A 24,071-nucleotide genomic window follows, 5' to 3' on the forward strand; every position below is an offset into this window, starting at 1 on the left:
ACTAATATAAAAGGTGTATTATAGTTGGAAACCATAAGCTAAACGAACTGCCGCTTGTCCAACACCATTTCCTATTGTACCATTACTATTCATTTTTGGAAAGTCTGAATAATGCTCGTATCTCAATGAGACATCAATATATTTTGTTGCGTATCCAATACTTGGAGCTAACAAGAACGAGGTTTTATTGTAACCGTTCGTTACAGCAAAAGCAGCACCAGCTTCTCCCATCACATAAAACTCATCATTCCATATGAAAGCTTTAAAACCTGCTTTTGCTGGGATAAAACCTAAGTCACTTCCATCAGCTTCGCTCACAAATAGGTTAGTAAAACCAGTAGTCAAAGTTAAAGAGTATCTTTTTGTTAAATCATATTGTAATCTTGCATCAGCACCTAAAGCTAGTTTGTATGGATCCTGAGTAGCATATCCACCACTAACACCAAATCCTAATTTGAAACCTTGATCATAATTTTTAACTTCTTTTGTTTCTTGAGCTTTTACGTTACTTGCAAACATCATTGCAATTGCGCAAGCGAATACCATTTTAATTTTTCCTACAGTTTTCATAATATGAATTATATTGTTAAATAAAATTTAGTCTTTTCTGGTTGTTTAAATACAATCAAGATGACTGGTGCAAAGGTAGATTGATAAAAAGCTTTAAAAGTTATAGAATTATCTGATTTTCTTATATAATTCTGGAACAATTCAAAGCTTCTAATTATATTTGCCATCAAAAAATAGTAAAGTGAATTTTTCTAAATATACTCAAGAGTTTTCATATAATTTAAGACTAGCATACCCAATTATTTTGGGGATGCTAGGACATACAATTGTTGGAATCGTAGACAATGTTATGGTAGGTCAGCTAGGGCCAACAGAATTGGCAGCGGTTTCGTTAGGTAATAGTTTCATTTTTATAGCTCTATCCTTAGGTATTGGTTTTTCTACGGCCATAACTCCACTAGCAGCAGAGACGGACGGGAATAATAATATTGAAGAGGGAAGAAGCGTATTTCATCATGGATTATTTTTATGCACGATATTAGGTTTCACCTTATTTCTGATTATATTTTTTTTAAAGCCTTTTATCTCTTTAATGGGGCAACCGGATATTGTGGTCGAAATGGCAAAGCCTTATCTTGACATCGTTGCTTTCTCTCTTGTACCACTTATTATTTTCCAGGCATACAAGCAATTTGCTGATGGGAAATCAGATACTAAAACTTCTATGTGGGCCACTATCATTGGGAACATCATTAATGTTATCGTTAATTATTTCTTGATTTATGGGATTTGGTTTTTTCCTCAGATGGGAATTGTGGGAGCTGCGATTGGTACGATCGTCTCTCGTATTTTTATGTTGGTTTTTATGCATTACATCATGATTAGAAAACCAAAGTTTTATCCCTATTTTGAAAATTTTAGCTTAAAAGAAATCAAGAAGAAAATGCTCAATAAGATTATCAGTTTAGGCTTCCCTTCGGCTATGCAAATGTTTTTTGAGGTAGGTTTGTTTACCGGGGCAATTTGGCTTTCCGGGCTTTTAGGAACGACGAGCTTAGCTGCTAATCAGATAGCCTTGAGTTTAGCTTCTTTGACTTTCATGTTTGCCATGGGTTTGAGTGTAGCGGTAACGATTAGGGTAGGGAATCAGAAAGGACTGATGGATTATGTAAAATTGCAGCTCGTGGCGCGATCTATATTTTTGTTGGCGATACTTCTTGAGACTGTATTTGCTATTATTTTTATTGTTTTTCACCAATATTTACCTCAAGTATTTGTGAATGTCAACGATATGCAGCATGTAGTGGAGACCAAGGAAGTAGTCGAGATAGCCTCACAACTGTTATTTGTAGCGGCATTTTTTCAAATCTCGGATGGAATTCAAGTTGTTGTTCTTGGCGCTTTAAGAGGTTTACAGGATGTGAAAATACCAATGTACATTACATTTGTGGCTTATTGGGTTGTTGGTTTTCCAATTTCGATTTATTTGGGGTTGTATACTGATTTAAAAGCAGCTGGGATTTGGATAGGATTACTCGTGGGATTATCTTTTGCCGCTTTATTTTTGTATCTTCGCTTCTCTCGGCTAACAAAAAATTTGTTGTTAGAGAAATATACAAAATAATGTTATCCTAACATTGTTACTTCTAATTCGTTTATTAGTCTTTTAAGACTAATAAGCATTCAAAATTAAAATACATGATACTACTCATTATTCTAGGCATAATCTTAGTGGTTACAAGCTTTACTTTAAAAACGGATCAAAATCCATTATCGAAATTTTCAAATCTTTTTAAAATCATCGGTATTTTGTTGATCGTTGGAGGAGTTTTTACATCAGCATTTAAGCAAATTAACGCGGGAACGGTAGGCGTAACATCCTTATATGGAAGTGTACAGCCGGGTATTTTAACAAGTGGTCTGAATGTGATTAATCCACTTTTGGATGTGACCGACTTTGATATCCGAACACAAAATTACACGATGTCTTCCGCTCCGTCTGAAGGAGATCAACAAGGAGATGATGCGATTCGAGTATTGTCAAATGATGGACTTGAAGTCGTGATTGATTTAACGGTTTTATACCGTGTTTCAGGTGTTGATGCCCCAAGGATTTTTAAAGAAATAGGGGTGAGCTACAAGGATAAAATTGTGCGACCAATTACGAGCACACGTATTCGTGATAATGCAGTTTATTACGATGCAGTGGCTTTATACTCTACTAAAAGGGTTGAGTTTCAGGACCGTATTTTCAAAACGATTCAAGCTGATTTTAAGTCAAGAGGTCTTATTCTTGAGCAATTATTGATAAGAAACATCAATTTACCAGCTTCTGTAAAAGCATCTATTGAAAGCAAAATTAATGCGGAACAAGATGCGCAAAAAATGACATTCGTGCTTCAAAAAGAAAAGCAAGAAGCAGAACGTAAAAGAGTAGAAGCTCAAGGTATTGCTGATTACCAAAGAATTATTTCTATTGGTTTAACGCAGAAACAACTGCAATATGAATCCATAAAAGCACAAAAAGAATTAGCTGCATCAGCAAACACTAAAATTATTTTTATGGATGGTAAGAATAATGCCTCAGTAATTCTTTCTGATAAATAGATTATATTTGTTGCAACGGTTATTAGCTTAAGCGTTGCAACGAATTTAGCAATTAATGATTTAACATTTATAAATGGAATTACCCAAATTTTTATTAGGCGATAATACTGATTTTCAGGAAGATATATTTATTGTCCACTTAGATTATCCAAGATTCATCATCAACCTTAAAGATGATGAAGTAGAATTTATTGAAGACGCGGAAGATCTTGATGAAGGGGAGTTAAATCTCGAAATGGAAGGATTAATCGTTTTGGCTAACGAATTTTATGACAGAGAAATGGAGCGTTACGAGAAAGAGTAGCTCTAAATAACTATTTTTTTTATTGCGAATCTGAATGATACATCAAATAGATTTACTCGTTAAAATATTTTTCCAATAATAATTGAGCGGCTGCAAATGGTGATATTTCACCGTTTTGTACCGCTTTTTTATTTGAATCCAATAATGTTTGAATTTCACTATTGTTATAAAAATTTAGTTTTAGTTGCTCGTTGATGGTTTCTAGCATCCAATATTCATTTTGTTCGGAACGTTTTGTGTTAAAATAATCGTTGCCTTTTGTCTGTTCGACAAATTTTGCAATCGTGTCCCAAACGCCTGATATTCCGTCTAAAGTAATCGCACTACAGGTGGCTGTTGTGGGTATCCAACCTGATTTTTTTGCCGGAAACAGGTGCAGTGCTCTGTTGAATTCTGATTTCGCGAGTTGTGCCTTTCTAATGTTATCACCATCCGCTTTATTGATGACAATCGCATCTGCCATTTCCATAATACCTCGTTTAATGCCTTGCAATTCATCGCCGGCTCCTGCAATTTTTAATAACAAAAAGAAATCCACCATACTGTGAACCGCTGTTTCGCTTTGGCCAACACCTACCGTTTCTATTATAATCGAGTCAAAGCCGCAAGCTTCGCAAAGTGTAATTGTTTCCCGTGTTTTTCGCGCTACACCACCTAACGTGTCTCCTGACGCAGAGGGACGAATATAAGCGTTTTTGTCCTTGACTAATTCTTCCATACGGGTTTTATCTCCCAAAATACTTCCATGTGATATCGTACTGCTAGGATCAACGGCGAGCACAGCTACTTTTTTTCCTAATCCAGTTAAATGTTTTCCAAATGCTTCGATGAAGGTACTTTTTCCAACTCCTGGAACACCAGTTATTCCTATGCGAACTGATTTGTTCGCATGAAGTAAACAGGCCTTAATGACGGTATTGGCTCTAATCAGATGCGCTGGATTTGTACTTTCCACCAAAGTAATAGCCCGACTCAAAGCAGTTATATTACCCGATAAAATACCTTTAACCAGTTCTTCTGCAGAAGGCTGTACTTTACGGTATTTTTGAATGCTTTTTACTACAGTGGGGCTGAAAATTTCTGGTGGTGGAATTCCAGCTTTCTCGTTAAGGGCAGTTTGTTTTATTTTGTTGTTTTCCAAAGTTTAAATTCATTTTAGTAAAATTAACACTTAAACATGAGTTATTAGAATTTAATCCGCTTTTTAAGTAGAATAGTTTCTCAAATCCCTTTCAAATCTAATTGTTGAAAAAAAGTACATTACAATGCAAAATAGAGAGAGTTTTACCAAGTGATAGTGCTAAATTAGCCGATATATTTATTATGCTATGACAACCTTTATTCTCATCTTTTTTTATTTAGTGCTGGGCATTGCATTACAAAGAGTAAAGAGGTTTCCTACCAGCAGTTATAAGTTATTAAATAAGATTGTAATTTACGTTTGCCTACCTGCTTTAGCTCTGTACTTCATTCCGAAAATTCATTGGAATAATCAGTTGTTATTCCCCATTGGAGTAGCGTGGATAGGATTTGTAGTTGCCTTTGTACTGTTTCGTTTCTTAGGAAATAAATATGGCTGGTCTAAAAAATTGATCGGTTGCTTAATCTTAACAGCAGGTCTTGGAAACACGTCCTTCCTCGGGTTTCCTATAATAGAAGCGCTCTACGGTCAGGAAGGTATGAAAACAGCCATACTAGTGGATCAACCCGGAACTTTTGTAGTGCTTTCCACTTTAGGGATTTTAGTTGCTACCATGTATTCTAAAGGGGAACCAAATGGTATCCAGATTTTTAAAAAAATAATGCTGTTTCCTCCGTTTATCACCTTTATTATAGCCTGTTTGATGAATGTGTTCAATATTGATTTCCATGAATGGATCCAGTTTATCCTGAAAAAAATAGGTAGCGGAGTTACCCCATTGGCCTTGGTTTCAGTAGGGCTCCAGTTGCGTTTTGAAAGTAGGAGTCAACATTGGCGTTTTTTGGGACTTGGATTGTTGTATAAGTTAGTATTGACACCGGCTATAATCTATCTTTTGTATGTTGTAATTTTGAATCAAAATTCTAAAATGATTGAGGTAGCTGTCATGGAGTCAGCGATGGCACCAATGATAACTGCCAGCATATTAGCTACTACACATGGCTTAAAGCCGCGCTTAAGTAGTATGATGATTGGTTTTGGTATTCCTATTTCTTTTGTCACGTTAGCTTTTTGGTATTTTGTGTTTCGTTTTCTTTAATTTTTTATTCCGATATGAATACTATTTCCACCACTGACATAAAATCAGAGAATCCTGCCTTAGTTCAAAAAACAATTTATTCGGTTTTGTTTTCCATTGCTTTTGCTCATTTGTTAAATGATTTAATGCAATCGGTTATTCCGGCAGCTTACCCAATTCTTAGAGAAAATTTTAATTTGAACTTTACCCAAATTGGGTTAATTACTTTCGTATATCAGCTGACAGCCTCTTTATTACAGCCTTTTATCGGTTTTTATACTGATAAAAAGCCGAAACCTTACTCATTGGCCATTGGTATGGTGTTTACCATTTCAGGATTAGCTTTATTGTCGGTGTCTAGTCAGTTTTGGATGATATTGGTGGCGGTTTCGCTCGTGGGTATTGGTTCTTCGATATTTCATCCAGAAGCATCCCGAGTTGCTTTTTTAGGCTCTGGAGGTAAAAGAGGTTTGGCACAATCTATTTTTCAGTTGGGTGGCAATACAGGAAGCGCTATCGGACCATTGTTAGTCGCTATAATTGTGGCACCTTACGGACAATCAAATATCATCTGGTTTGTAATAGTGGGTATCTTAGGAATATTCGTTTTGACTAAGATCGCCGTTTGGTACCAAAATCATTTGAATTTACGCGCTTCTAATAAGATGCCAAATGAGCAAGAAACAGTGCCGTTTTCGAAGAGAAAAATAAAGATTTCTATCGGCGTATTGCTACTCTTGATATTTTCAAAGTTCTTCTACATGTCCAGTATGTCAAGCTATTTTACATTTTACTTGATGCATAAATTCGGACTCAGTATTCAAGAATCTCAATTTCATTTATTTGTGTTTTTAGCTGCAGTGGCCGCGGGAACATTAATAGGAGGGCCTTTAGGCGATCGTTTTGGAAGGAAATATATCATTTGGATTTCAATTCTGGGAGCAGCCCCTTTTACCTTGCTTTTGCCGTATGCTAATTTGTTTTGGACCGGAATATTATCAGTAATCATAGGGATTGTTATTGCTTCTGCTTTTTCGGCGATTTTGGTGTTTGCGCAAGAATTGATGCCGGGTAAAGTGGGTATGATCTCTGGATTATTTTTTGGTTTTGCTTTTGGAATGGGAGGTTTGGGGTCGGCTCTTTTGGGCTATCTAGCTGATCAGACAAGTATAGAATATGTTTATAAAATTAGTTCTTTTCTCCCTTTATTGGGTGTGTTTACTTATTTTTTGCCCAATGTAAAAATGAAAAAAGTAGAAGTTAGTTTTGGTTTTATTTATGTAGTTATAGTTCACTATTTTTTGACTAACTTTAGTTTAAATATAAAGAAACTATGGCGACACTACGATTAGGAGATATTGCTCCAGATTTTACAGCAGAAACAACAATGGGGGAAATTAATTTCCATGAATGGGTTGGGGATTCATGGGCTGTATTGTTTTCACATCCCGCTGATTTTACTCCAGTTTGTACTACTGAGTTAGGAACTGTTGCAAATTATTATCCCGAGTTTGAAAAAAGAAATACCAAAGTAATTGCATTAAGTGTCGACGGATTAGAGTCGCATCTAAAATGGATAAAAGATATTGAGGAAACTCAAAATGTTACTTTGCAATACCCAATTATTGCAGATGAAAGTAAGACTGTTGCCAATCTTTATGATATGATTCACCCGAATGCCAATGAAACCTTTACCGTTCGGTCCGTTTTTATAATTGCACCTGATAAAAAAATCAAGTTGACATTGACTTATCCAGCTTCTACGGGAAGAAATTTTGATGAAATTCTACGCGTGATCGATAGTCTGCAGTTGACATCAGAATACAGTGTGGCGACACCTGCAAACTGGAAAGATGGTAATGATGTGGTGATTTCACCTTCAATTCTAGATAATGATATACCTGCAAAATTTCCAAAAGGATATCAGCAAATAAAGCCTTATTTGAGAATGACTCCTCAGCCTAATAAATAAGTCTTTAACGATTTTTAAAATTTGAAAAGTATAATGAAAGCGATTTTATTATACTTTTTTTATGCTTAAAATGGCTAGGAGAGGAACTAGTTTTTTTGCGATTAGTAATAAATAAACCCAAGATAATGACTCCCATACTTATAATTTGACTCAGAATAATTTGTTGATTTAGAAAAAAATATGCCAATAGTCCACTAAATACAGGTATTAAATAATAGATTAAGGCGGTTTTTTGTGTGCCAATTATCGTAATGGCTTCATTCCATAAATAATAGGAGACTAACGAGGCAAAGATGCCAACATAAGTGGTAGCAAAAATTGTGATGGAGTCAAATTTAACTTTCCTGTAATAGAGGTGTTCCCAAAGGTAGAAAGGGAAAAGGAAAAGGACTCCCAAAATAAAAACACTGAATAGGAATACTTTGGATGGTAATTCCTTTGGTTTCAGCCTGACTAAAATGGTATAACTCGCAAAGAAAAAACAGGCAATCAGCATTATTAAATCACCTATTACAAACTTAATTTGAAACAAAGATTGCAAAGAGCCTTTGGTAATCAGTATTAAAACACCTGATATGATTGTTGCAATTCCAATGATTTTCGTTTTGCTTACTTTTTCCTTAAAGGCTATTCGCGATAGTGCGACAATAAATAAAGGAATGGAAATGGCAATTAAAGATAGGTTGGCAGCTGATGTCGTTTGTCCGGCAAAATAAATCAGCGTGTTAAATATTGTGATTCCAAGTAAGGCTGTGACGGCAAGGAAACGAATATTATGACTAATTACAATACGGCTTTTAATGGTGCTCTTAATCGCAAAAGGCGCTAAAACGATACAAGCGACTGTCCACCTCCAAAAAGCCAATCCTACAGGTGGAATGTGGCCTTTTATTCCGCTGGCAATCACAAAATTCACTGACCATAGAAGGGTAGCGCATAATGCGAATAAAAGGCCCTTTGTCTGGTTATTCATGTTCCGAAATTCTATAAATGTGGTTTTTAAATGAGCTTGTTTATTTTAGCATGCTGCAGCAATATTATTGTTTTAGCATCTTTAATTTGGCCAGAAGCGATCATTGCGTATGCTGCGTCGTAAGACATTTCCATGACATCTATATTTTCCTGCTCCTGTTCTAAACCGCCGCCTTCACTTACCTTCAAGGAAGCGTTATATTCTCCAACGAATAAGTGTAGAATTTCAGTTACGGCGCCGGGTGACATGTAGCTTTCCATTACTTTGTCGACTTTTGTAATGCGGTATCCTGTTTCTTCCTCCGTTTCTCTAATAATGCATTGTTCGGGATTGTCTTGGTCTAATAGACCGGCGCAAACCTCAATCATCATTCCTGATGTATTCCCGTTCAGATAGGTTGGTAAACGAAACTGGCGGGTAAGAATCACTGTTTTTTGTTCCGAATTATAAAGTAAAATGGCTGCTCCGTTTCCACGATCGTACACTTCTCTTTTTTGAGTAATCCAAGAATCGTCCTTTTTTTGGTACTCGAAAGTTACCTTGTTTAGCATGTAATGGTTGTCAGATAGTAAATCAGTTTGTTTTATTTTTATTTGCGGATCTTGCATTTAATTTTTTTTTATAGGGTAGTAAAAGGGTTACTTCTGTAATTAAAAAACGCTCTGAAATTTCAGAGCGTTTTTAATCTTATTTAAGGATAGTTTGTTTTCTGTCTGGTCCCACAGAAACAATTTTAATGGGAACTTCTACTTCTTTTTCAATAAACTCAATATATTCTTTTAATTCAATAGGTAATTCGTCATAGGTAGTCATACCAGTCAAATCTGCTTTCCACCCTTTAAAGTTTTTATAAACTGGGGTCACGTTTTCTGGCTCGATGTTATAAGGAAAGTGTGCTATTTTTTCTCCTTTGTAGTTGTAATCAGTACATACCTTCAAAGTTTCGAAACCTGAAAGAACATCTCCTTTCATCATCATCAATTGCGTAACACCGTTTACTTGGATAGCATATTTAAGTGCCACTAGGTCTAACCAACCACAACGTCTTTGTCTTCCTGTAACAGATCCGAATTCATTTCCTACTCTAGCCATTGTTGAACCGTCTTCATCAAAAAGTTCTGTTGGAAATGGACCGCTTCCTACACGAGTTACATAGGCTTTAAAAATACCATATACTTCTTGAATCTTGTTAGGAGCAATTCCTAAACCGGTACAAGCACCTGCAGCTGTCGTATTAGATGATGTTACAAATGGATATGTTCCGAAATCTACATCTAGTAAAGAACCCTGAGCTCCTTCACATAGTATTGATTTACCTGCCTTTTGAGCTTGGTGTAAATACTCTTCACTATCAATGAAGTCTAATTTTTTTAACTCTTCGATAGATTCAAAAAATTCTTTTTCTAATTCGGCTAAGTTGTATTGAATATTTACGTCATAAAATGAAATCATTGCCTCATGCTTGTCAGCAAGTGCTCTGTATCGCTCTTTAAAATCTTCCAGTTCGATATCACCAACACGAATTCCGTTTCTACCTGTTTTGTCCATGTAAGTTGGCCCGATACCTTTCAGTGTAGAACCAATTTTTGCTTTACCTTTTGATGCTTCAGAGGCAGCGTCTAACAAACGGTGTGTTGGTAAAATTAAATGTGCTTTTCTAGAAATGATTAATTTGCTCTTGATGTCTAAATTAAATTTTTCCAGACCTTCAATTTCTTTATTAAAAACAACAGGATCTATAACTACCCCGTTTCCAATTACATTTACAGCGGTTTTATGAAAAATCCCAGAAGGAATAGTTCTAAGGACATGTTTTATTCCGTCAAATTCTAAAGTGTGTCCTGCATTTGGACCTCCTTGAAAACGAGCGATAATATCGTATTTTGAGGTAAGTACATCAACTATTTTTCCTTTTCCTTCATCTCCCCATTGTAATCCTAGTAATAAATCTACGGCCATTCTGTTTATTGTTTGCAGTTAATTATTTAATGATTGAATCTCTCGAAAGCGATTCGTGCTTTTTTAAATTTCAGTATCTGATTTTGGTTTTTTCTTAACTCCGTAAAGATAGAGGGAGTGATTAGTAATATCAATATCAAATATTTCTTCGATTGTTTGTTTGATACTTTGTATTCTTGGATCACAAAATTCAATTACTTCTCCGGTATCTGTCATGATAATATGATCATGTTGTTTGTCGAAGTATGATTTTTCGTAATGTGCTTGGTTTTGACCAAACTGATGCTTGCGTACCAAAGCACAGTCCAACAATAACTCGATTGTATTGTATAGTGTAGCTCTACTTACACGGTAGTTTTTATTTTTCATTTTGATATAAAGATTCTCTATATCAAAATGCTCTTCACTTTCATAAATTTCTTGTAGGATAGAATACCGTTCTGGAGTTTTTCTATGCCCTTTTTTTTCAAGATACATTGTAAAAACATTTTTTACAATTTCTTGGTTTTTGTTGTTATCTGTGGAAATGAGTGTCATATCTGGCAAAGATAAATTATTTATTCTAATAGTTTTCAAGTTTAAGGACTTATAAGAGTATAAATTGTGAGTTTTGAAACAAAAAGAACCTAATAACTGCACTGCTCAACGAGTCCAAAAGAGCGGTAATGAAGTTTTAATTCTCTTATTGTTATTTTTTATAAACTCGCGTTACCTTATCGATTCCGTCGATTTTTTTTATATTATCGATTAGTTTATTCAGTAATGTACTGTTTTGAACTACAACTATTAATTGTCCTTTGAACAGTCCAGCATCTCCATTTAAGGATATACTTTGAATGTTAACCTGCATATTATTCGAGATTACTTTTGTCAACTCATTTGTAAGTCCTAAAGTATCCATTCCCGTAATATTTATAATGGCTTTAAATTCTTGTTGCGACGAATCAATCCATTTGGCTTGCATGATACGATATGCATAGTTGGATTGCATGGCAATGGCATTTGGACAATCTTTTTTATGGACTTTTATACCTTCATTTATAGTGACAAATCCAAAGACGGAGTCTCCAGGAATTGGATTACAGCAGGCGGATAGTTTGTAGTCTAATTTATCTTGTTCTTTACCAAATACAAGCATGTCATAATTACTACTCAATACTTGTTTGTGGACGTCTGCATCAGCCGTTGGTCCGGAACGTTTTATTTTGCTTTTGAAGAAATTGATTAAAGTGTTGCTTTTTTGGGCGGCATAGTCTTTCAATTGTTGATTGTCAATTGACCCCACGCCAACTCTGTAAAACAAATCCAAACTGGTTTTTAATTTAAAGAAATTTACTAATTCATTAATCACGCTCTCACTTAAAGTTATTTTTAGATGCTTCAATTTACGAGTTAGTATCTCTTTTCCGTCTTCAGCAATTTTTTTTGTATTTTCGTTTAATACATTTCTGATTTTATTTTTTGCTCTTGATGTGGTAACGTAATCAAACCAGTTAATGGTGGGCTTTTGATTTTGAGAAGTAATAATTTCTACCTGATCTCCATTTTTTAATTCATAATTTAGAGGAACTAATTTACCGTTTACGCGCGTTCCGCGAGTTCTAATACCTATTTCTGAATGTATGCTAAAGGCAAAATCCAGCGAAGTTGCTCCCTTCGGCAAGGATTTGATGTCTCCTTTTGGCGTAAAAACGTAAATTTCTTTGGAGTACAGATTCATTTTAAAATCCTCAACAAAATCTACGGCGCTAGTTTCTGAATTTTCGAGCGCTTCTTTGAGTAGGTTCAACCACGTATCCAATCCACCTTCTTCGGTGGCGCCATTTTTATATTTGTAATGTGCTGCATATCCTTTTTCAGCGATCTCGTCCATACGTTCGCTGCGTACTTGTATTTCTACCCAACGCCCTTTTGGTCCCATTACTGTAATATGCAATGCTTCATATCCGGTAGATTTTGGGGAGGAGATCCAATCGCGCAAACGGCTTGGACTTGGACGATAATGGTCGGTTACGATGGAATATATTTTCCATGCCAGAAACTTTTCATCATGCGGATTTGCTTTGTAAACGATGCGAAGCGCAAACTTGTCGTAGACTTCGTCAAAACTTACATTTTGAGCAAGCATTTTTCTTCTGATAGAATAAATCGATTTTGGACGACCCTTTATCATATATTCTACGCCTTCAGCATCTAAAGACGCCTTAATCACATCAGAGATGTCTTTTATATAGGCATCCTGTTGGTCTTTGGTCTCTTTTATTTTACTTACTATGTCGTTGTATATAGGTGGTTCAGTATATTTCAAACCTAAATCCTCTAGTTGTGTTTTAATGTTGTATAATCCTAAACGATGTGCTAGAGGAGCGTAAATGTATAATGTTTCTGAAGCAATTTTAATTTGCTTGTAATTTTCCATCGACTCCATAGTTTGCATGTTATGCAACCTATCTGCTATTTTTATAAGAATAACGCGTACGTCGTCATTAAGCGTCAACAACATTTTGCGAAAATTTTCGGCCTGCATTGACACATTCATGTCCTTCTGAACTAATGAAATCTTAGTTAAACCTTCTACCAGCTGCGCTACTTTTGGATTAAAAATCCGTTCAATATCCTTCACGGTCGTAGGGGTGTCTTCCACAACATCATGTAATAATGCTGCAGCAATAGAAGTGGCTCCCAAACCTATTTCCGAGGCGACTATTTTTGCCACGGCGATGGGATGGAAAATATAGGCTTCTCCTGACTTTCTTCGTTGTTCTTTATGGGCCTCCACAGAGACATCAAAAGCCTTACGGATCAGTTTTTTGTCTTCTGTAGACAAGGTTTGATAACTGATACGAAGTAATTCTTTGTATTCTTGAGCAATTGCCTTGTTCTCTTTTTCTATGTCTATTTCTGTCATAACGCCATGGTTCATCATTTAAAAACAACTCTAAGATGTGAATTATACAAGTAGATTTTTATATTGAAAAGTAATCTATTTTAGTCTAATTACGCGATGTCATCGAGAATTTTTGTTGGCTTTTTATTTTCGTCTAAAGCCACAAAAGTAAAGTTTCCAGAAATCGCCTTTTCTCTATGGTTGCTGTACATCTGTTCGATATAAATTTCAACTTTGACATCTAAACTGGTATTCCCAATACGAGTTATTGTGCCTATAAGTTCGATAATAGTTCCAGCTGGTATGGGCTTAGTAAAATCAATTTTGTCAGAAGAAACAGTGACACACCTTTTTCTAGTAAATCGAGTGGCAGTAATAAAAGCGACTTCATCCATCATAAAAAGAGCTGTTCCTCCAAATAAAGTATCATAGTGATTCGTAGTATTTGGAAAAACGGTTTTAAAAATTCGAGTTTCTGCTTGAGCAATTTGTTCTTGTAGATTCATGTCTTAGATAATTAGTAACTAATTGATTTGCTATATTTTTTTGAAATCTAAATCCTGGAAATCATAACTGAAATCAGTTAAATCAGAGATGGGATTCATTTTTAAAGTAATGGCTTTTCCGTCTTCATCAAAGGTAAAAAAAAGATGAGCATCTGCATGTAAATAGGCATTATTCCATTTTACAGCATAGTTTCCCTTTTTATAGAAAAACACCTCTCCAGTTAGCTGAGAAGAACGTTTAGATTCAAATAATAATTTCCCTTTTTTCTCGCTTATTACAACATCTCCAAACCATTTGTCTTGATACGTACCCGTGATAGAAGCGAAGTCAACTTTTACTTTATTTTTTTTATTTTGCGCAACAATAGCCCATACTTCATCAGTCACTTTATCAGCACTCTCTTCATTGGCTTTTATTCGGTTGCTGTAAATTGTCACATAATCTTCTGAATAAATATCTAAATAGCTGTCTTTAATAGTGTTTGTGATCGCATTAAATGCAGCACCTGATTGTTGATTCGTCAACACAATAATCCCTAACTGCAATTCAGGAATATAAGTGGTTTGCGTTACAATTCCTTCTAGGCCGCCGGTATGTGTCACTTGTTTGTATCCTTTTACATCACTTAAAAACCAACCTAGTCCGTATCCATTAAAATGGGTGTTGTAAGGAGCTCTCGTTATAGTTGGAATAATAGTTTGCAATTGCCACATTTCATCATGCTCTTTTTCGGAGAATAACTGCTTGTTTTCAGGACCATATTTTCCGTTATTCATTTGCATGATCGCCCATTTGCTCAAATCGTTGACACTGGAATAAATTCCCGCAGCTGCATCAAAAAGTTGATTTTGATAGCGTTTGATTACTTTTAGCTTTCCATTGATAGGTACATGAGGGGCAATGACATTAGTTGAGTCTTTTAAGCGAACAAAAGAAGCTGCGCTATGATTCATTTCGAGTGGTGCCATAATGCGCTCTTCAACAAATTCACCCCAGCTTTTCCCGCTAACAACATGAATTACTTCGCCGGCAACTATATACAAAAGATTATCATAGTCATATTTAGTTCTGAATCCCGAAACAGGCTTCAAGTATTGTAAGTTTTGAATAATATCAGTGACAGTGAAATCACTTCCATCAGGCCAAATCATTAAATCACCTGCTCCAAGCCCTAGCCCGCTTCTGTGCGTCAATAAATCACGAATGGTGAATTCCTGTGTTACGTAATCATTGTACATTTTAAAATTAGGAAGGTATTTAATGACTTTATCATCCCATTTTATTTTTCCTTCATCTACTAATATAGCTAAGGATGCGCTTGTGAAAGCTTTACTGTTAGATGCGATACCGAATAAAGTATTGGCATCTACTTTTTCTTTTGTATCTATCGATTTTACTCCGTATCCTTTGGCAAGAACTACTTTTCCGTCTTTTATAATTGCTACTGCAATTCCAGGGACATTAAATGCGGTTAAAGTGTTGCTGACCAAGGCATCAACTTGCGGTTCTGTGATCTGTCCGAAAGAAAGCGTTGTAGTGATTACTGTTATTAGGGCAAATAATTTGTTTTTCATATTCTTGTTTTTTGAATTGTGTTTTTCTTTTTTATTTCTGAAATCAAAAATTGTTAATTTAAAACCCTCGTTGTCTTTTAGCTTCAAAAATCAATATTGCTGCAGCAACAGAAACATTCATGCTGTCGATTTCCCCTTGCATCGGGATTATAATATTTTGGTTCGTAGCATCACGCCATTCTTGGGTCAAGCCAGTTGCTTCAGTACCTACGACTAATGCGGTAGGCGTGGTATAATCTTGTGTATGATACGCTGTTGCATTTTGCAATGTGGCACAATAAAAATTAATTTTTCTTTCTTTTAGGAAAGCAATAATTTCTGCTGTTGTTCCCGTTGCAATTTGGTTTGTAAACAAACAACCCACACTGGAACGCACGATATTCGGGTTATACAGATCACTTTTAGGATTGGCAATAATTACGGCATCAAGATGAGCTGCGTCTGCAGTTCTCAATAAAGCACCAATATTTCCTGGCTTTTCAGGTGCTTCGGCAACAAGAATCAGTGGGTTTTCTGATAATTTTAAATCAGACAGTTGTTGTGATTTTGTTTTGGCTATAGCCAAAATACCCTCGGTAGTATCACGATAGGCCAGTTTTTGAAATACATCTTTGTTAATTTCAATTAGCTCCGTTGTTCTCGATATTTTTTTCGCTTCACTTTCAGAGCAAATTTCAGGATTAAATAAGACAGTATCTATTTCATAACCTCCTTTTAGCGCTAAGAAAATTTCGCGTTTTCCTTCAATTAAAAAAGTCCCTGTTTGTTTACGGTTTTTGGCTTTTTCTTGCAATAACACCAAAGATTTTATGAATGGATTTTGAATTGAAGTGATTTGTTTCAAGATATTCTAAAATTTAATTATTATTTAGATTACAAAGATACATAGAGAAAATGCAGTTTTTAAAAATTGAAACAGAATATTTATAAATCGAGGCATTGATTCCATAGATATGTTTGTTGGAACTATTTTACACGAGTATTTTTCTTTAATTTTGCGGCAACCGTTGGTAGATAAAACAATTCGGTTTCCTCAACTTAAACTCATAGAAGGCATGTTTCATTTATTGGATATCATTGGAACAATTGCTTTTGCGTTGTCGGGAGCGTTGACTGCCATGAGTAAAAAGCTTGATCTTTTTGGCGTATTTATTATTGCCTTTGTAACAGCAGTAGGTGGAGGCACGTTGCGGGATGTCATGATTGGTACAACACCTGTGGGTTGGATGCTTGATTTAGAGTATGTTTACGTAATATGTGCGTCTTTTGGTTTAGCGCTATTATTCAGAAAAAAATTCGAGAAATTGCGTACCTCATTGTTTCTATTTGATACTATTGGATTAGGGGTATTTACATTGATAGGTCTAGAAAAGGGAATGAATATTGGGCTACATCCCATCGTTTGTATTGCTTTAGGAACAATGACCGCTTGTTTTGGCGGTGTTATTCGGGATATTTTATGTGCTGAGATTCCGGTAATTTTTAGGAAAGAGATATATGCAACTATTTGCATCTTGGGTGGAGTTGTATTCTTTATGCTGAGAAAATTTAATTTAGACAATGATATATTATATCTGATTACCTCTTTGGTAATTATTTCGTTTCGGTTGATGGCGGTGAAATTCAAATGGTATTTGCCCACTTTAGAAAATAATTAGTTGGCCAATCCAAAATTAATTTGTCAAGTACAAGAAACCCACGAGCGGATGCGGGTAGTCAGAATCGTTTAGATTAATAACATAATAATAAGTTCCGTCAGGACATCTTTGGCCGTCTAAAAGCACTCCTTTGTTAGCATAGCCATCCCAATCACTTGTCTTGTTGTTTCCTTGCCAGATTAATGCACCCCAGCGATTGTATATCTCTATTTTAAAATTTAAGAAAACATCACGTAGTCCTTTATTTGCAAAGGTATCATTGCGAGTATCATTATTAGGAGAAATAAAGTTGTACACTGTGGGAGTACAATTTTTAGTATTTAATTGAAAAGAAGTAATGCTATAACAGTACTCGTTTTTCACTCTGATGTAAATTGTCGTGGATGTTTTATCTGTAGTAAAATTAGAGGTGTTGTATATTGGAGTAGCTCCATTTTCAACTCCAAGAGTTGCCCCTTCCAGCGAGGTATGAAAACTAACGGCGTCCTCAGCCGTGACTTTAACTATTTCGCCATAATTTGAAAAGTTGAAAGAACCAACTCCTAAACCTTGGTTACAGGACTCCATGTCAGGTACTAGATTGATTTTCGGAGAAATCCTCAAAGAAATATTTTTAAGACTACTTGAGTTGTTTTCTTCGTTCAGTTCTGTTACAATTCCAATTCGGTTTCCGTTATCATCGACAGAAAATTCTAAATCAAAGATATTTCTATTGTTTTCAGGGATGTTTAAGGTGATTTTATTATTTTCTTTTCCGTCAATTGGAATGCTGTTTTGGGTCTTCGTAGTGCCTATCAATATTCCATTTGCATATATTGCGATTGGTGTTGCAGCAGGGATAATGGCGGTGCTATTGGTATTATAAACGCTATAGTCAACAGTGATTTTTCTAGAGTCACATGTTAAATCAATGTTGTCAATACGCAGTGTTGCATCTGGTAATTGACTGTTTAATTTGGTGACAATGGCATTGATCATGACAAAATCTTGACCAGAAGTAAGTTGGATTTGTGCCGAAGTATCCCCAATGCTAATATTGTTTTGAATGCTATACACATCTAAATCCATATTGTAAAGCGAAGTGGAGCCTGTAAAACTGTTGGTCCCGTTAAACGCATTGTCTACGGGGTTCAAGGGTAAATTACTGATTGGGTTTCCATTGATACGCAGGGTTTCATTAACACTTATAAAGCGGTCGCCTTCCCAGGCAACAAATCCTATTTTGGCGTCTTTATTATCAATAACATTTAAACTGTTAAGGGTAATGTTTATTTCATCGGGGACATATTGTAAACCATCGTAAACAGTCAGTTGGTTTAAAGGTAGGTTGGCATTTTTATACACTACGACAATTGCCCAACCGCCAAAGTTGGTTGCATTCCAACAATAATAATCTATTACGTCCCTTAAGTCTAATTCACTTAAATTATAAATGCCACTTCCGGTACTTTTAACTTGTGCCGTTATATCGGCAAAAGCACTGAAAAAAGGAAGTCCTGACGCACCTTGATTGACTCCATAGGTTCTTTGGGCAGTAATATCTTGATCATTTAGTTTAACTTCAAAATCGCCAAAACCAGATCCAGCCCAATATAAGTAGGCACTTTCTATTTCATCACCCGGATTTAAGGCCAATGATGCTGATGAACTTGTATTAATCACGCAAGGTCCGCCGGTACCATTTTCAAAGCGGTTTAAAGTATTTCCAAAAAAAACAAAATCAAATCTCCCATTATATTGACGGTACAGCGAAATATCCTGTCCGTAAATAGAAGAAGACAAAATAAGAAGTAAAGTAAAAAAATAGTAGTGTAATTTTAGCTTCATATAAGTTAAGGTAGCGAATCTAAATTTAGTGATTTATTTTTACAAATCTAATTCGATAAATAGTAAGATATTTATCGAATAATTGTTTAATTTCCCACTATTTAAAAATTGACTTTGAAAAAATACATAGTAAAACAATACGAATCTAGCTATTTCGAACAATGGAATGCTTTTATAGGCAAAGCCAAAAATGCCACCTTTCTTTTTCATCGTGATTTTATGGAATACCATGAGGAGCGATTTCAAGATTATTCCTTACTGATTTTTGAAGGAGCTGCACTAATAGCGGTATTGCCAGCAAACCGAGTTGGAAATACTGTTTACTCTCATCAAGGTTTGACTTATGGCGGATTAGTATACTCCTCTAAAATAAATGGAGAAAAAGTAGCAAGTAGTATTGACTCTCTTTTGTCTTTTCTTAAGCAAAATGGGATACAGTTTTTTTATTTTAAACCAATTCCTTCTTTCTATCCTACTGGCGGGAATAAGGAGATAGATTTTTTTTTACTCAAAAAAGGAGCGTTTCTAGAAAGAAAAGAAATGAATATGGCTATAAATTTAGCCATGCCATTAACGATTTCAAAAAGTAAATTAAAGCACTTTAGAAAAATCGAAGAGCTAGATTTAGAAATAGTCGAAGAACAGCAATTAGAATCTTTTTGGCAATTGGTTCTGGAGCCAAGATTATTTGAGAAATATGATGCTAAACCAGTTCATACGCTGGAAGAAATGACGAAGTTAAAGGAAATTTTCCCAGCTACGATCAAGCAGTTTTCGGTATATGATAACAATGCTATTATAGCGGGAATTACACTATTTGAAATGGATTCTGTTGTGAAATCGCAATATGGAGCTACCACTAAAAAAGGGGAGGAGTTGCGGGCATTAGATTTTTTATTCATTAATTTAATAAAAAATACAAAGAGAAGGTAAACTTTTTTCGATATGGGTATTGTGAATGACGATAATGAAAAAGGATATCATGCTGGACTTTTGAAACAAAAAGAAGAATTGGGTTGTTCTGTTTACAGTCAGGATTTTTATAAAATGAATCTTATATGATACCATTTTTAGATTTAAAAAAAATAAACACACCATATGAAGTGGGTTTTCAAGAGAAATTAAAAGCGGTGTTAGATAACGGCTGGTATATTCTGGGTGAAGAAGTCCAAGCCTTTGAAAGTAATTTTGCTAGATATTGCGGGGCTAAATATTGCATCGGAGTAGGGAATGGTTTTGATGCCTTGACACTCATTCTTAAGGGCTACATCCAATTAGGGAAATTACAAAAAGGCGATGAAGTTCTTGTTCCTGCGAATACCTATATTGCTAGTATTCTCGCTATTGTGGAAGCCGATTTAATTCCAATTATGGTCGAGCCAAGATGGGAAACCTATAACATCAATTCCGATTTAATCGAAGAAAAAATCAGCTCAAAAACCAAAGTGATTCTCGCTGTGCATCTTTACGGACAATTAGCAGAAATGGATTTGATAAATGCAATTGGGGACAAACACAACTTACTAGTGATAGAAGACGCTGCCCAATCTCATGGAGCTGTCAGTAATCAAAAATCAAAAGTCAAAAATCAAAAATCAAGCGCAGCATATAGTTTCTATCCTGGTAAAAACCTAGGCGCACTTGGTGATGGTGGGGCCGTAGTTACAAACGATCTGGAATTAGCTAAGATGGTTTCTTCACTTCGTAATTATGGGTCAGAAACCAAGTATTACAATGATTATGCGGGTGTAAATTCAAGATTAGATGAGTTACAAGCCGCTTTTTTAAACGTGAAATTACCGCATTTAGATACTGAAAATGAAGAGCGAAGAACGGTCGCGAGAAGGTATTTATCAGAGGTTAAGAATGATAAAATAATACTGCCGAAATGGGATTTGACACACAATCATGTTTTTCATTTATTTGTGATTCGAACAGAAAATAGAACGGAGTTACAAAAGTACTTGCATGAAAACGGAATACAAACTGTGATTCATTATCCGGTTCCGCCCCATAAACAAAAAGCATTGTCTGAATACAACACCTTGTCTTTCCCTATTACCGAAAAAATACATGAAACCGTGTTGAGCTTGCCCATAAGTCCTGTTTTAACTAGGGAAGAAGTAGCTTTTATTATAGCAATTTTAAATAAGTATTAAATAGTGACTGATAAATCATCCTACGCCCAAATCGTTAAAACGACTTCACTTTTTGGAGGAGTACAGTTTTTGGGTATTATTATTTCAGTAGTTCGTACAAAATTGATTGCGGTATTTATTGGGCCAGCAGGGATGGGTGTTATTTCGTTATTAAATTCAGCTATCAATATCATTAGTAGCGTTTCTGGTTTAGGAATAGAAACCAGTGCCGTAAAGCATATTTCTGGAAAATATAAAAACGATGATTTAAAAACGGTTTCTAATACGGTTTCGATTGTTAGAAAGCTGGTTTTGGTCACTGGTATTTTTGGAGCACTATTAGCTATTTTCCTTTCTTCCTGGTTGAGCTCACTCACCTTCGGAAATACGGATTATACCTGGGCCTTTGTCTTTATTTCTAGTACGGTATTGTTCAAACAATTAGCTTCAGGACAGTTGGTTGTACTGCAAAGTTTGAGAAGAATGCGACTTTTGGCGAAAGCCAATTTCTATGGAAATTTAATGGGTTTACTTGTTTCTATTCCGGTGTATTATTATTACAGAATAGATGCTATCATTCCCACAATTATTATAATTTCCCTAAGCGCCCTTGCATTTGCATTTTATTTTTCGAGGAAAATAGAAATTCCAAAAAGCAAATTGACGACTAAAGAGTTGATGATTGAAGGAAAAGACATTATTAAACTAGGTTTATTATTAACTATTAGTGGAGTATTGACGTTGCTATCTAGTTATTTGATTCAAATTTATGTAGGTAAAGTGGGAGGTTTAGAGGAAGTAGGTTTTTATACTGCGGGTTTTACATTATTAAATTCTTACGTTGGAATTATTTTTACGGTAATGAGTACGGACTATTTTCCCAGGTTATCCTCGATAAGCGATGATAATACAAAAGTGAGGGAGAGCGTAATTCAACAATCTTTCATCTCCATTTTAATTATAACCCCAATCATAATTCTGTTTTTGACCTTCATTCCGATGATTGTTAAAATCATATATACGCCTGCATTCATTTCCATTATACCAATGGTTTGTTTTGGTATCTTGGCCATGTTGTTTCGGGCGGTATCTTGGTCGATGGGGTTTATTTTGATAGCCAAGGGAGATTCTAAGGTATTTATACAAACGGCTGTAGTATTTAATATTCTTTCTTTGTTTCTAAATATTGCAGGATATTATTTCTATGGACTGGAAGGACTTGGTTTTAGTTTTTTCGTCTATTATGTAATTCATTTTTTTGCATTAAAAGTAATTACTAAAAAGAGATATGATTTTTATTTCGAAAAGGATTTTTATCTCCTTTATTTAGTCTGCATCGGGATGTGTATTGTTACTTTTATGATAAGATATGTGCCTAATGCAACTTTAAAATACAGCTTAATGTCGCTTATGGTATTGTTGTCAATAGGGTATGTGTTGTATCATTTAAATAAAAAGATGGAATTAAAATCTATTTTTCAATACGTTAATACAATAAAAAAAATGACTGATAATCTTAAAGTAGGATATAGAAAGTTTAAACGCGGGTACCATAAGCTAAAGTTCTACTGTAGTGTGAATTGGACTAAAACACTTTATTTTAATTTCAAGAAGTTTCCTTATGACATTGCTAAGAAACTACCTGTATTTTTTTATGGGAAAATACATTTTCAAAGTATTAAAGGACGAATTGTCATAAATGGACCAATTAAAACAGCAATGATTGGATATGGTCAGCATTTTGAAACTGCCACTAAATCAAAAGGGATAGCGGAATTTTCACTTTACGGGACCTTAGTCTTTAATGGTTATTCGCATTTTGGTAAAGATGTGATTTTGTACATAGGCGAAAATGCCCAATGTGAGTTTGGATATATGTCTTGTTTAGGGTCTGATGTTCAGGTGGTTTGTACTAACAAAATTGTAATTGGCGATTGGTCTGGTATTGGTTATGAATCTCAAATAATAGATACTAATTCGCATCCGATGAAAAACACTGAAACGGGTGAATATTATCCAATATCAAGTCCAATTTACATAGGGACCCATAATGCATTTTCGAATAGAATTTCGATAATGGCAAATACTAAAACTCCAGATTATTGCGTAATTGCATCCAATTCCCTGTGTAACAAAGATTATACGAATCTTGGAAGCAATATTTTAATTGGAGGTATTCCTGCAAGATTGCTAAAAAACAATTACTCGCGTGACTGGGAAAATGAAAAAGAACTTTTAAAAAAACATAAGGTAATTGAAATATAAATTATTGAGGCAAATGAAATTCGTTTGTGTTATTATTTTGCTCATTTATTTTATAAAATTTTGCAGGGTTTCCAAACCATATTTCATTTTCTGGGACATTTTTGTTTACGAAAGACAAAGAGCCTAAAACGGTATTATTTCCAATTTTTATTCCGTGTTGAAGCACGCAGCTGGTTCCTATAAACACATTAGCTCCAATTTCTGCACCTCCCACTTGTTTCATATTTGTGTTCAAATTGTTCGACATCATTTTTGGAGAAATATAGGTGTTATCGCCAATTATTACACCCCTGGCTATTATGCTATCATAGCGAATAGTTACGTTATTGCCAATTTTGCAATCTCCAGAAGAAGAGATTCGAGAATCTATATAACAATTTTTACCAATAATAGTTCCTTCTCTAAGTTCTACATAATTTTTGATAATAGTATTGTCACCAATGACAACATTGTCACCAATGATGCAAAAATCACCAATTTTGACATTATTTCCTATTTTAGCTTTACTTGATATTATATTGGTTTGCATTTTTTGAAAATTTATAGAATAGTGTTATTAGACAAGATGTTTTTGGATCTTATACTGCTTCAAAAATAATATTATTTTTATAAAGCCTCTTATTATTTTTATTAAAAATAATAAGAGGCTTTATTGTTGCAGTCTAAAATAC

The 24,071-nt window shown here is 34.9% G+C and carries 22 protein-coding genes; 10 read left to right on the top strand and 12 right to left on the bottom strand.

Features of this window, described 5'->3' with window-relative positions; translation table 11 throughout:
• Positions 1-18 precede the first annotated feature (18 nt).
• Positions 19-570 carry a hypothetical protein gene (locus tag A3SG_RS0111140; RefSeq protein ID WP_016990099.1) on the bottom strand — a complete coding sequence of 184 codons (552 nt, stop codon included), beginning with the start codon at positions 568-570 and terminating at the stop codon, positions 19-21.
• 181 nt (positions 571-751) lie between these two features.
• Here A3SG_RS0111140 and A3SG_RS0111145 point away from each other — a divergent pair, with 181 nt between their 5' ends.
• The 3 genes from A3SG_RS0111145 (at position 752) to A3SG_RS0111155 (ending at position 3,421) form a co-directional block, all read left to right on the top strand.
• On the top strand, positions 752-2,134 hold the full coding sequence (locus A3SG_RS0111145; protein WP_016990100.1) for an MATE family efflux transporter: 1,383 nt from the start codon (positions 752-754) through the stop codon (positions 2,132-2,134).
• A 74-nt stretch (positions 2,135-2,208) separates the two neighbouring features.
• The gene (locus A3SG_RS0111150; RefSeq protein WP_016990101.1) at positions 2,209-3,117 is read left to right on the top strand and encodes a prohibitin family protein; all 909 of its coding nucleotides are present in this window, start codon (positions 2,209-2,211) and stop codon (positions 3,115-3,117) included.
• Between the two features lie 73 nt (positions 3,118-3,190).
• A complete protein-coding gene (locus A3SG_RS0111155; RefSeq protein WP_016990102.1) occupies positions 3,191-3,421 on the top strand; it encodes a hypothetical protein in 231 nt (76 codons plus the stop codon).
• A gap of 52 nt (positions 3,422-3,473) precedes the next feature.
• Here the strand turns inward: A3SG_RS0111155 and meaB are convergent, their stop codons facing one another.
• Complete coding sequence (gene meaB, locus A3SG_RS0111160) at positions 3,474-4,562, bottom strand: methylmalonyl Co-A mutase-associated GTPase MeaB (RefSeq protein ID WP_016990103.1); 1,089 nt, start codon at positions 4,560-4,562, stop codon at positions 3,474-3,476.
• 187 nt (positions 4,563-4,749) lie between these two features.
• Here meaB and A3SG_RS0111165 point away from each other — a divergent pair, with 187 nt between their 5' ends.
• From A3SG_RS0111165 to A3SG_RS0111175, 3 genes are read left to right on the top strand one after another with little or no spacing between them, the layout of a single operon-like run.
• On the top strand, positions 4,750-5,661 hold the full coding sequence (locus tag A3SG_RS0111165) for an AEC family transporter (protein ID WP_016990104.1): 912 nt from the start codon (positions 4,750-4,752) through the stop codon (positions 5,659-5,661).
• Positions 5,662-5,675: 14 nt separating this feature from the next.
• On the top strand, positions 5,676-6,992 hold the full coding sequence (locus A3SG_RS0111170; protein WP_016990105.1) for an MFS transporter: 1,317 nt from the start codon (positions 5,676-5,678) through the stop codon (positions 6,990-6,992).
• Positions 6,974-7,612 (top strand): peroxiredoxin, encoded by a 639-nt coding sequence (locus tag A3SG_RS0111175; RefSeq protein ID WP_016990106.1) that lies wholly within the window; start codon positions 6,974-6,976, stop codon positions 7,610-7,612. Before A3SG_RS0111170 ends, A3SG_RS0111175 begins: the two co-directional genes overlap by 19 nt.
• Positions 7,613-7,616: 4 nt before the next feature.
• On the opposite strand, the gene A3SG_RS0111180 is transcribed toward A3SG_RS0111175, so the two are convergent.
• From A3SG_RS0111180 to A3SG_RS0111215, 8 genes are all read right to left on the bottom strand, one after another.
• On the bottom strand, positions 7,617-8,585 hold the full coding sequence (locus A3SG_RS0111180; protein WP_016990107.1) for a DMT family transporter: 969 nt from the start codon (positions 8,583-8,585) through the stop codon (positions 7,617-7,619).
• A gap of 26 nt (positions 8,586-8,611) precedes the next feature.
• A complete protein-coding gene (locus A3SG_RS0111185; protein ID WP_016990108.1) occupies positions 8,612-9,193 on the bottom strand; it encodes an NUDIX domain-containing protein in 582 nt (193 codons plus the stop codon).
• Between the two features lie 79 nt (positions 9,194-9,272).
• Positions 9,273-10,544: an adenylosuccinate synthase gene (locus tag A3SG_RS0111190; protein ID WP_016990109.1), complete on the bottom strand. Its 1,272-nt coding sequence runs from the start codon at positions 10,542-10,544 to the stop codon at positions 9,273-9,275.
• Positions 10,545-10,607: 63 nt separating this feature from the next.
• Positions 10,608-11,081 (bottom strand): Fur family transcriptional regulator, encoded by a 474-nt coding sequence (locus A3SG_RS0111195; protein ID WP_016990110.1) that lies wholly within the window; start codon positions 11,079-11,081, stop codon positions 10,608-10,610.
• A gap of 151 nt (positions 11,082-11,232) precedes the next feature.
• A complete protein-coding gene (locus A3SG_RS0111200; protein ID WP_016990111.1) occupies positions 11,233-13,452 on the bottom strand; it encodes a RelA/SpoT family protein in 2,220 nt (739 codons plus the stop codon).
• A gap of 89 nt (positions 13,453-13,541) precedes the next feature.
• Positions 13,542-13,937, bottom strand: a complete 396-nt coding sequence (locus tag A3SG_RS0111205) for an acyl-CoA thioesterase (RefSeq protein ID WP_016990112.1) — start codon at positions 13,935-13,937, stop codon at positions 13,542-13,544.
• Between the two features lie 30 nt (positions 13,938-13,967).
• The gene (locus A3SG_RS0111210) at positions 13,968-15,512 is read right to left on the bottom strand and encodes a serine hydrolase (protein ID WP_029596756.1); all 1,545 of its coding nucleotides are present in this window, start codon (positions 15,510-15,512) and stop codon (positions 13,968-13,970) included.
• A 58-nt stretch (positions 15,513-15,570) separates the two neighbouring features.
• Positions 15,571-16,356 carry a TrmH family RNA methyltransferase gene (locus A3SG_RS0111215; protein ID WP_016990114.1) on the bottom strand — a complete coding sequence of 262 codons (786 nt, stop codon included), beginning with the start codon at positions 16,354-16,356 and terminating at the stop codon, positions 15,571-15,573.
• Positions 16,357-16,567: 211 nt separating this feature from the next.
• On the opposite strand from A3SG_RS0111215, the gene A3SG_RS0111220 reads away from it, so the two are divergent.
• Positions 16,568-17,170, top strand: coding sequence for a trimeric intracellular cation channel family protein (locus A3SG_RS0111220; RefSeq protein WP_029596757.1), 603 nt, complete (start codon positions 16,568-16,570; stop codon positions 17,168-17,170).
• A gap of 15 nt (positions 17,171-17,185) precedes the next feature.
• Here A3SG_RS0111220 and A3SG_RS0111225 read toward each other — a convergent pair whose 3' ends face one another.
• On the bottom strand, positions 17,186-18,997 hold the full coding sequence (locus A3SG_RS0111225) for a gliding motility-associated C-terminal domain-containing protein (protein ID WP_016990116.1): 1,812 nt from the start codon (positions 18,995-18,997) through the stop codon (positions 17,186-17,188).
• 114 nt (positions 18,998-19,111) lie between these two features.
• On the opposite strand from A3SG_RS0111225, the gene A3SG_RS19710 reads away from it, so the two are divergent.
• The 3 genes from A3SG_RS19710 (at position 19,112) to A3SG_RS0111240 (ending at position 23,400) form a co-directional block, all read left to right on the top strand.
• Positions 19,112-19,930, top strand: a complete 819-nt coding sequence (locus A3SG_RS19710) for a FemAB family protein (RefSeq protein WP_232226359.1) — start codon at positions 19,112-19,114, stop codon at positions 19,928-19,930.
• Positions 19,931-20,055: 125 nt separating this feature from the next.
• Positions 20,056-21,156: a DegT/DnrJ/EryC1/StrS family aminotransferase gene (locus A3SG_RS0111235; protein WP_016990119.1), complete on the top strand. Its 1,101-nt coding sequence runs from the start codon at positions 20,056-20,058 to the stop codon at positions 21,154-21,156.
• Positions 21,157-21,159: 3 nt separating this feature from the next.
• Entirely contained in the window at positions 21,160-23,400 is a 2,241-nt protein-coding gene (locus A3SG_RS0111240; RefSeq protein ID WP_016990120.1) for an oligosaccharide flippase family protein, read from the top strand.
• A gap of 1 nt (position 23,401) precedes the next feature.
• Here A3SG_RS0111240 and A3SG_RS19715 read toward each other — a convergent pair whose 3' ends face one another.
• A complete protein-coding gene (locus A3SG_RS19715; protein ID WP_016990121.1) occupies positions 23,402-23,929 on the bottom strand; it encodes a DapH/DapD/GlmU-related protein in 528 nt (175 codons plus the stop codon).
• Between the last annotated feature and the right edge of the window lie 142 nt (positions 23,930-24,071).

It is taken from the genome of Flavobacterium sp. ACAM 123 (assembly GCF_000264055.1).
Lineage (GTDB): Bacteria > Bacteroidota > Bacteroidia > Flavobacteriales > Flavobacteriaceae > Flavobacterium.

Bases quoted from the DNA above. Each gene is read 5' to 3' on its own strand.
- A3SG_RS0111140 (WP_016990099.1), bottom strand. From the start codon at position 570: ATGAAAACTGTAGGAAAAATTAAAATGGTATTCGCTTGCGCAATTGCA.
- A3SG_RS0111180 (WP_016990107.1), bottom strand. From the start codon at position 8,585: ATGAATAACCAGACAAAGGGCCTTTTATTCGCATTATGCGCTACCCTT.
- A3SG_RS0111165 (WP_016990104.1), top strand. From the start codon at position 4,750: ATGACAACCTTTATTCTCATCTTTTTTTATTTAGTGCTGGGCATTGCA.
- A3SG_RS0111150 (WP_016990101.1), top strand. From the start codon at position 2,209: ATGATACTACTCATTATTCTAGGCATAATCTTAGTGGTTACAAGCTTT.
- A3SG_RS0111170 (WP_016990105.1), top strand. From the start codon at position 5,676: ATGAATACTATTTCCACCACTGACATAAAATCAGAGAATCCTGCCTTA.
- A3SG_RS0111205 (WP_016990112.1), bottom strand. From the start codon at position 13,937: ATGAATCTACAAGAACAAATTGCTCAAGCAGAAACTCGAATTTTTAAA.
- A3SG_RS0111175 (WP_016990106.1), top strand. From the start codon at position 6,974: ATGGCGACACTACGATTAGGAGATATTGCTCCAGATTTTACAGCAGAA.
- A3SG_RS0111195 (WP_016990110.1), bottom strand. From the start codon at position 11,081: ATGACACTCATTTCCACAGATAACAACAAAAACCAAGAAATTGTAAAA.
- A3SG_RS19715 (WP_016990121.1), bottom strand. From the start codon at position 23,929: ATGCAAACCAATATAATATCAAGTAAAGCTAAAATAGGAAATAATGTC.
- A3SG_RS0111190 (WP_016990109.1), bottom strand. From the start codon at position 10,544: ATGGCCGTAGATTTATTACTAGGATTACAATGGGGAGATGAAGGAAAA.
- A3SG_RS0111155 (WP_016990102.1), top strand. From the start codon at position 3,191: ATGGAATTACCCAAATTTTTATTAGGCGATAATACTGATTTTCAGGAA.
- A3SG_RS0111220 (WP_029596757.1), top strand. From the start codon at position 16,568: ATGTTTCATTTATTGGATATCATTGGAACAATTGCTTTTGCGTTGTCG.
- A3SG_RS0111225 (WP_016990116.1), bottom strand. From the start codon at position 18,997: ATGAAGCTAAAATTACACTACTATTTTTTTACTTTACTTCTTATTTTG.
- A3SG_RS0111200 (WP_016990111.1), bottom strand. From the start codon at position 13,452: ATGACAGAAATAGACATAGAAAAAGAGAACAAGGCAATTGCTCAAGAA.
- A3SG_RS0111235 (WP_016990119.1), top strand. From the start codon at position 20,056: ATGATACCATTTTTAGATTTAAAAAAAATAAACACACCATATGAAGTG.
- A3SG_RS0111185 (WP_016990108.1), bottom strand. From the start codon at position 9,193: ATGCAAGATCCGCAAATAAAAATAAAACAAACTGATTTACTATCTGAC.
- A3SG_RS0111210 (WP_029596756.1), bottom strand. From the start codon at position 15,512: ATGAAAAACAAATTATTTGCCCTAATAACAGTAATCACTACAACGCTT.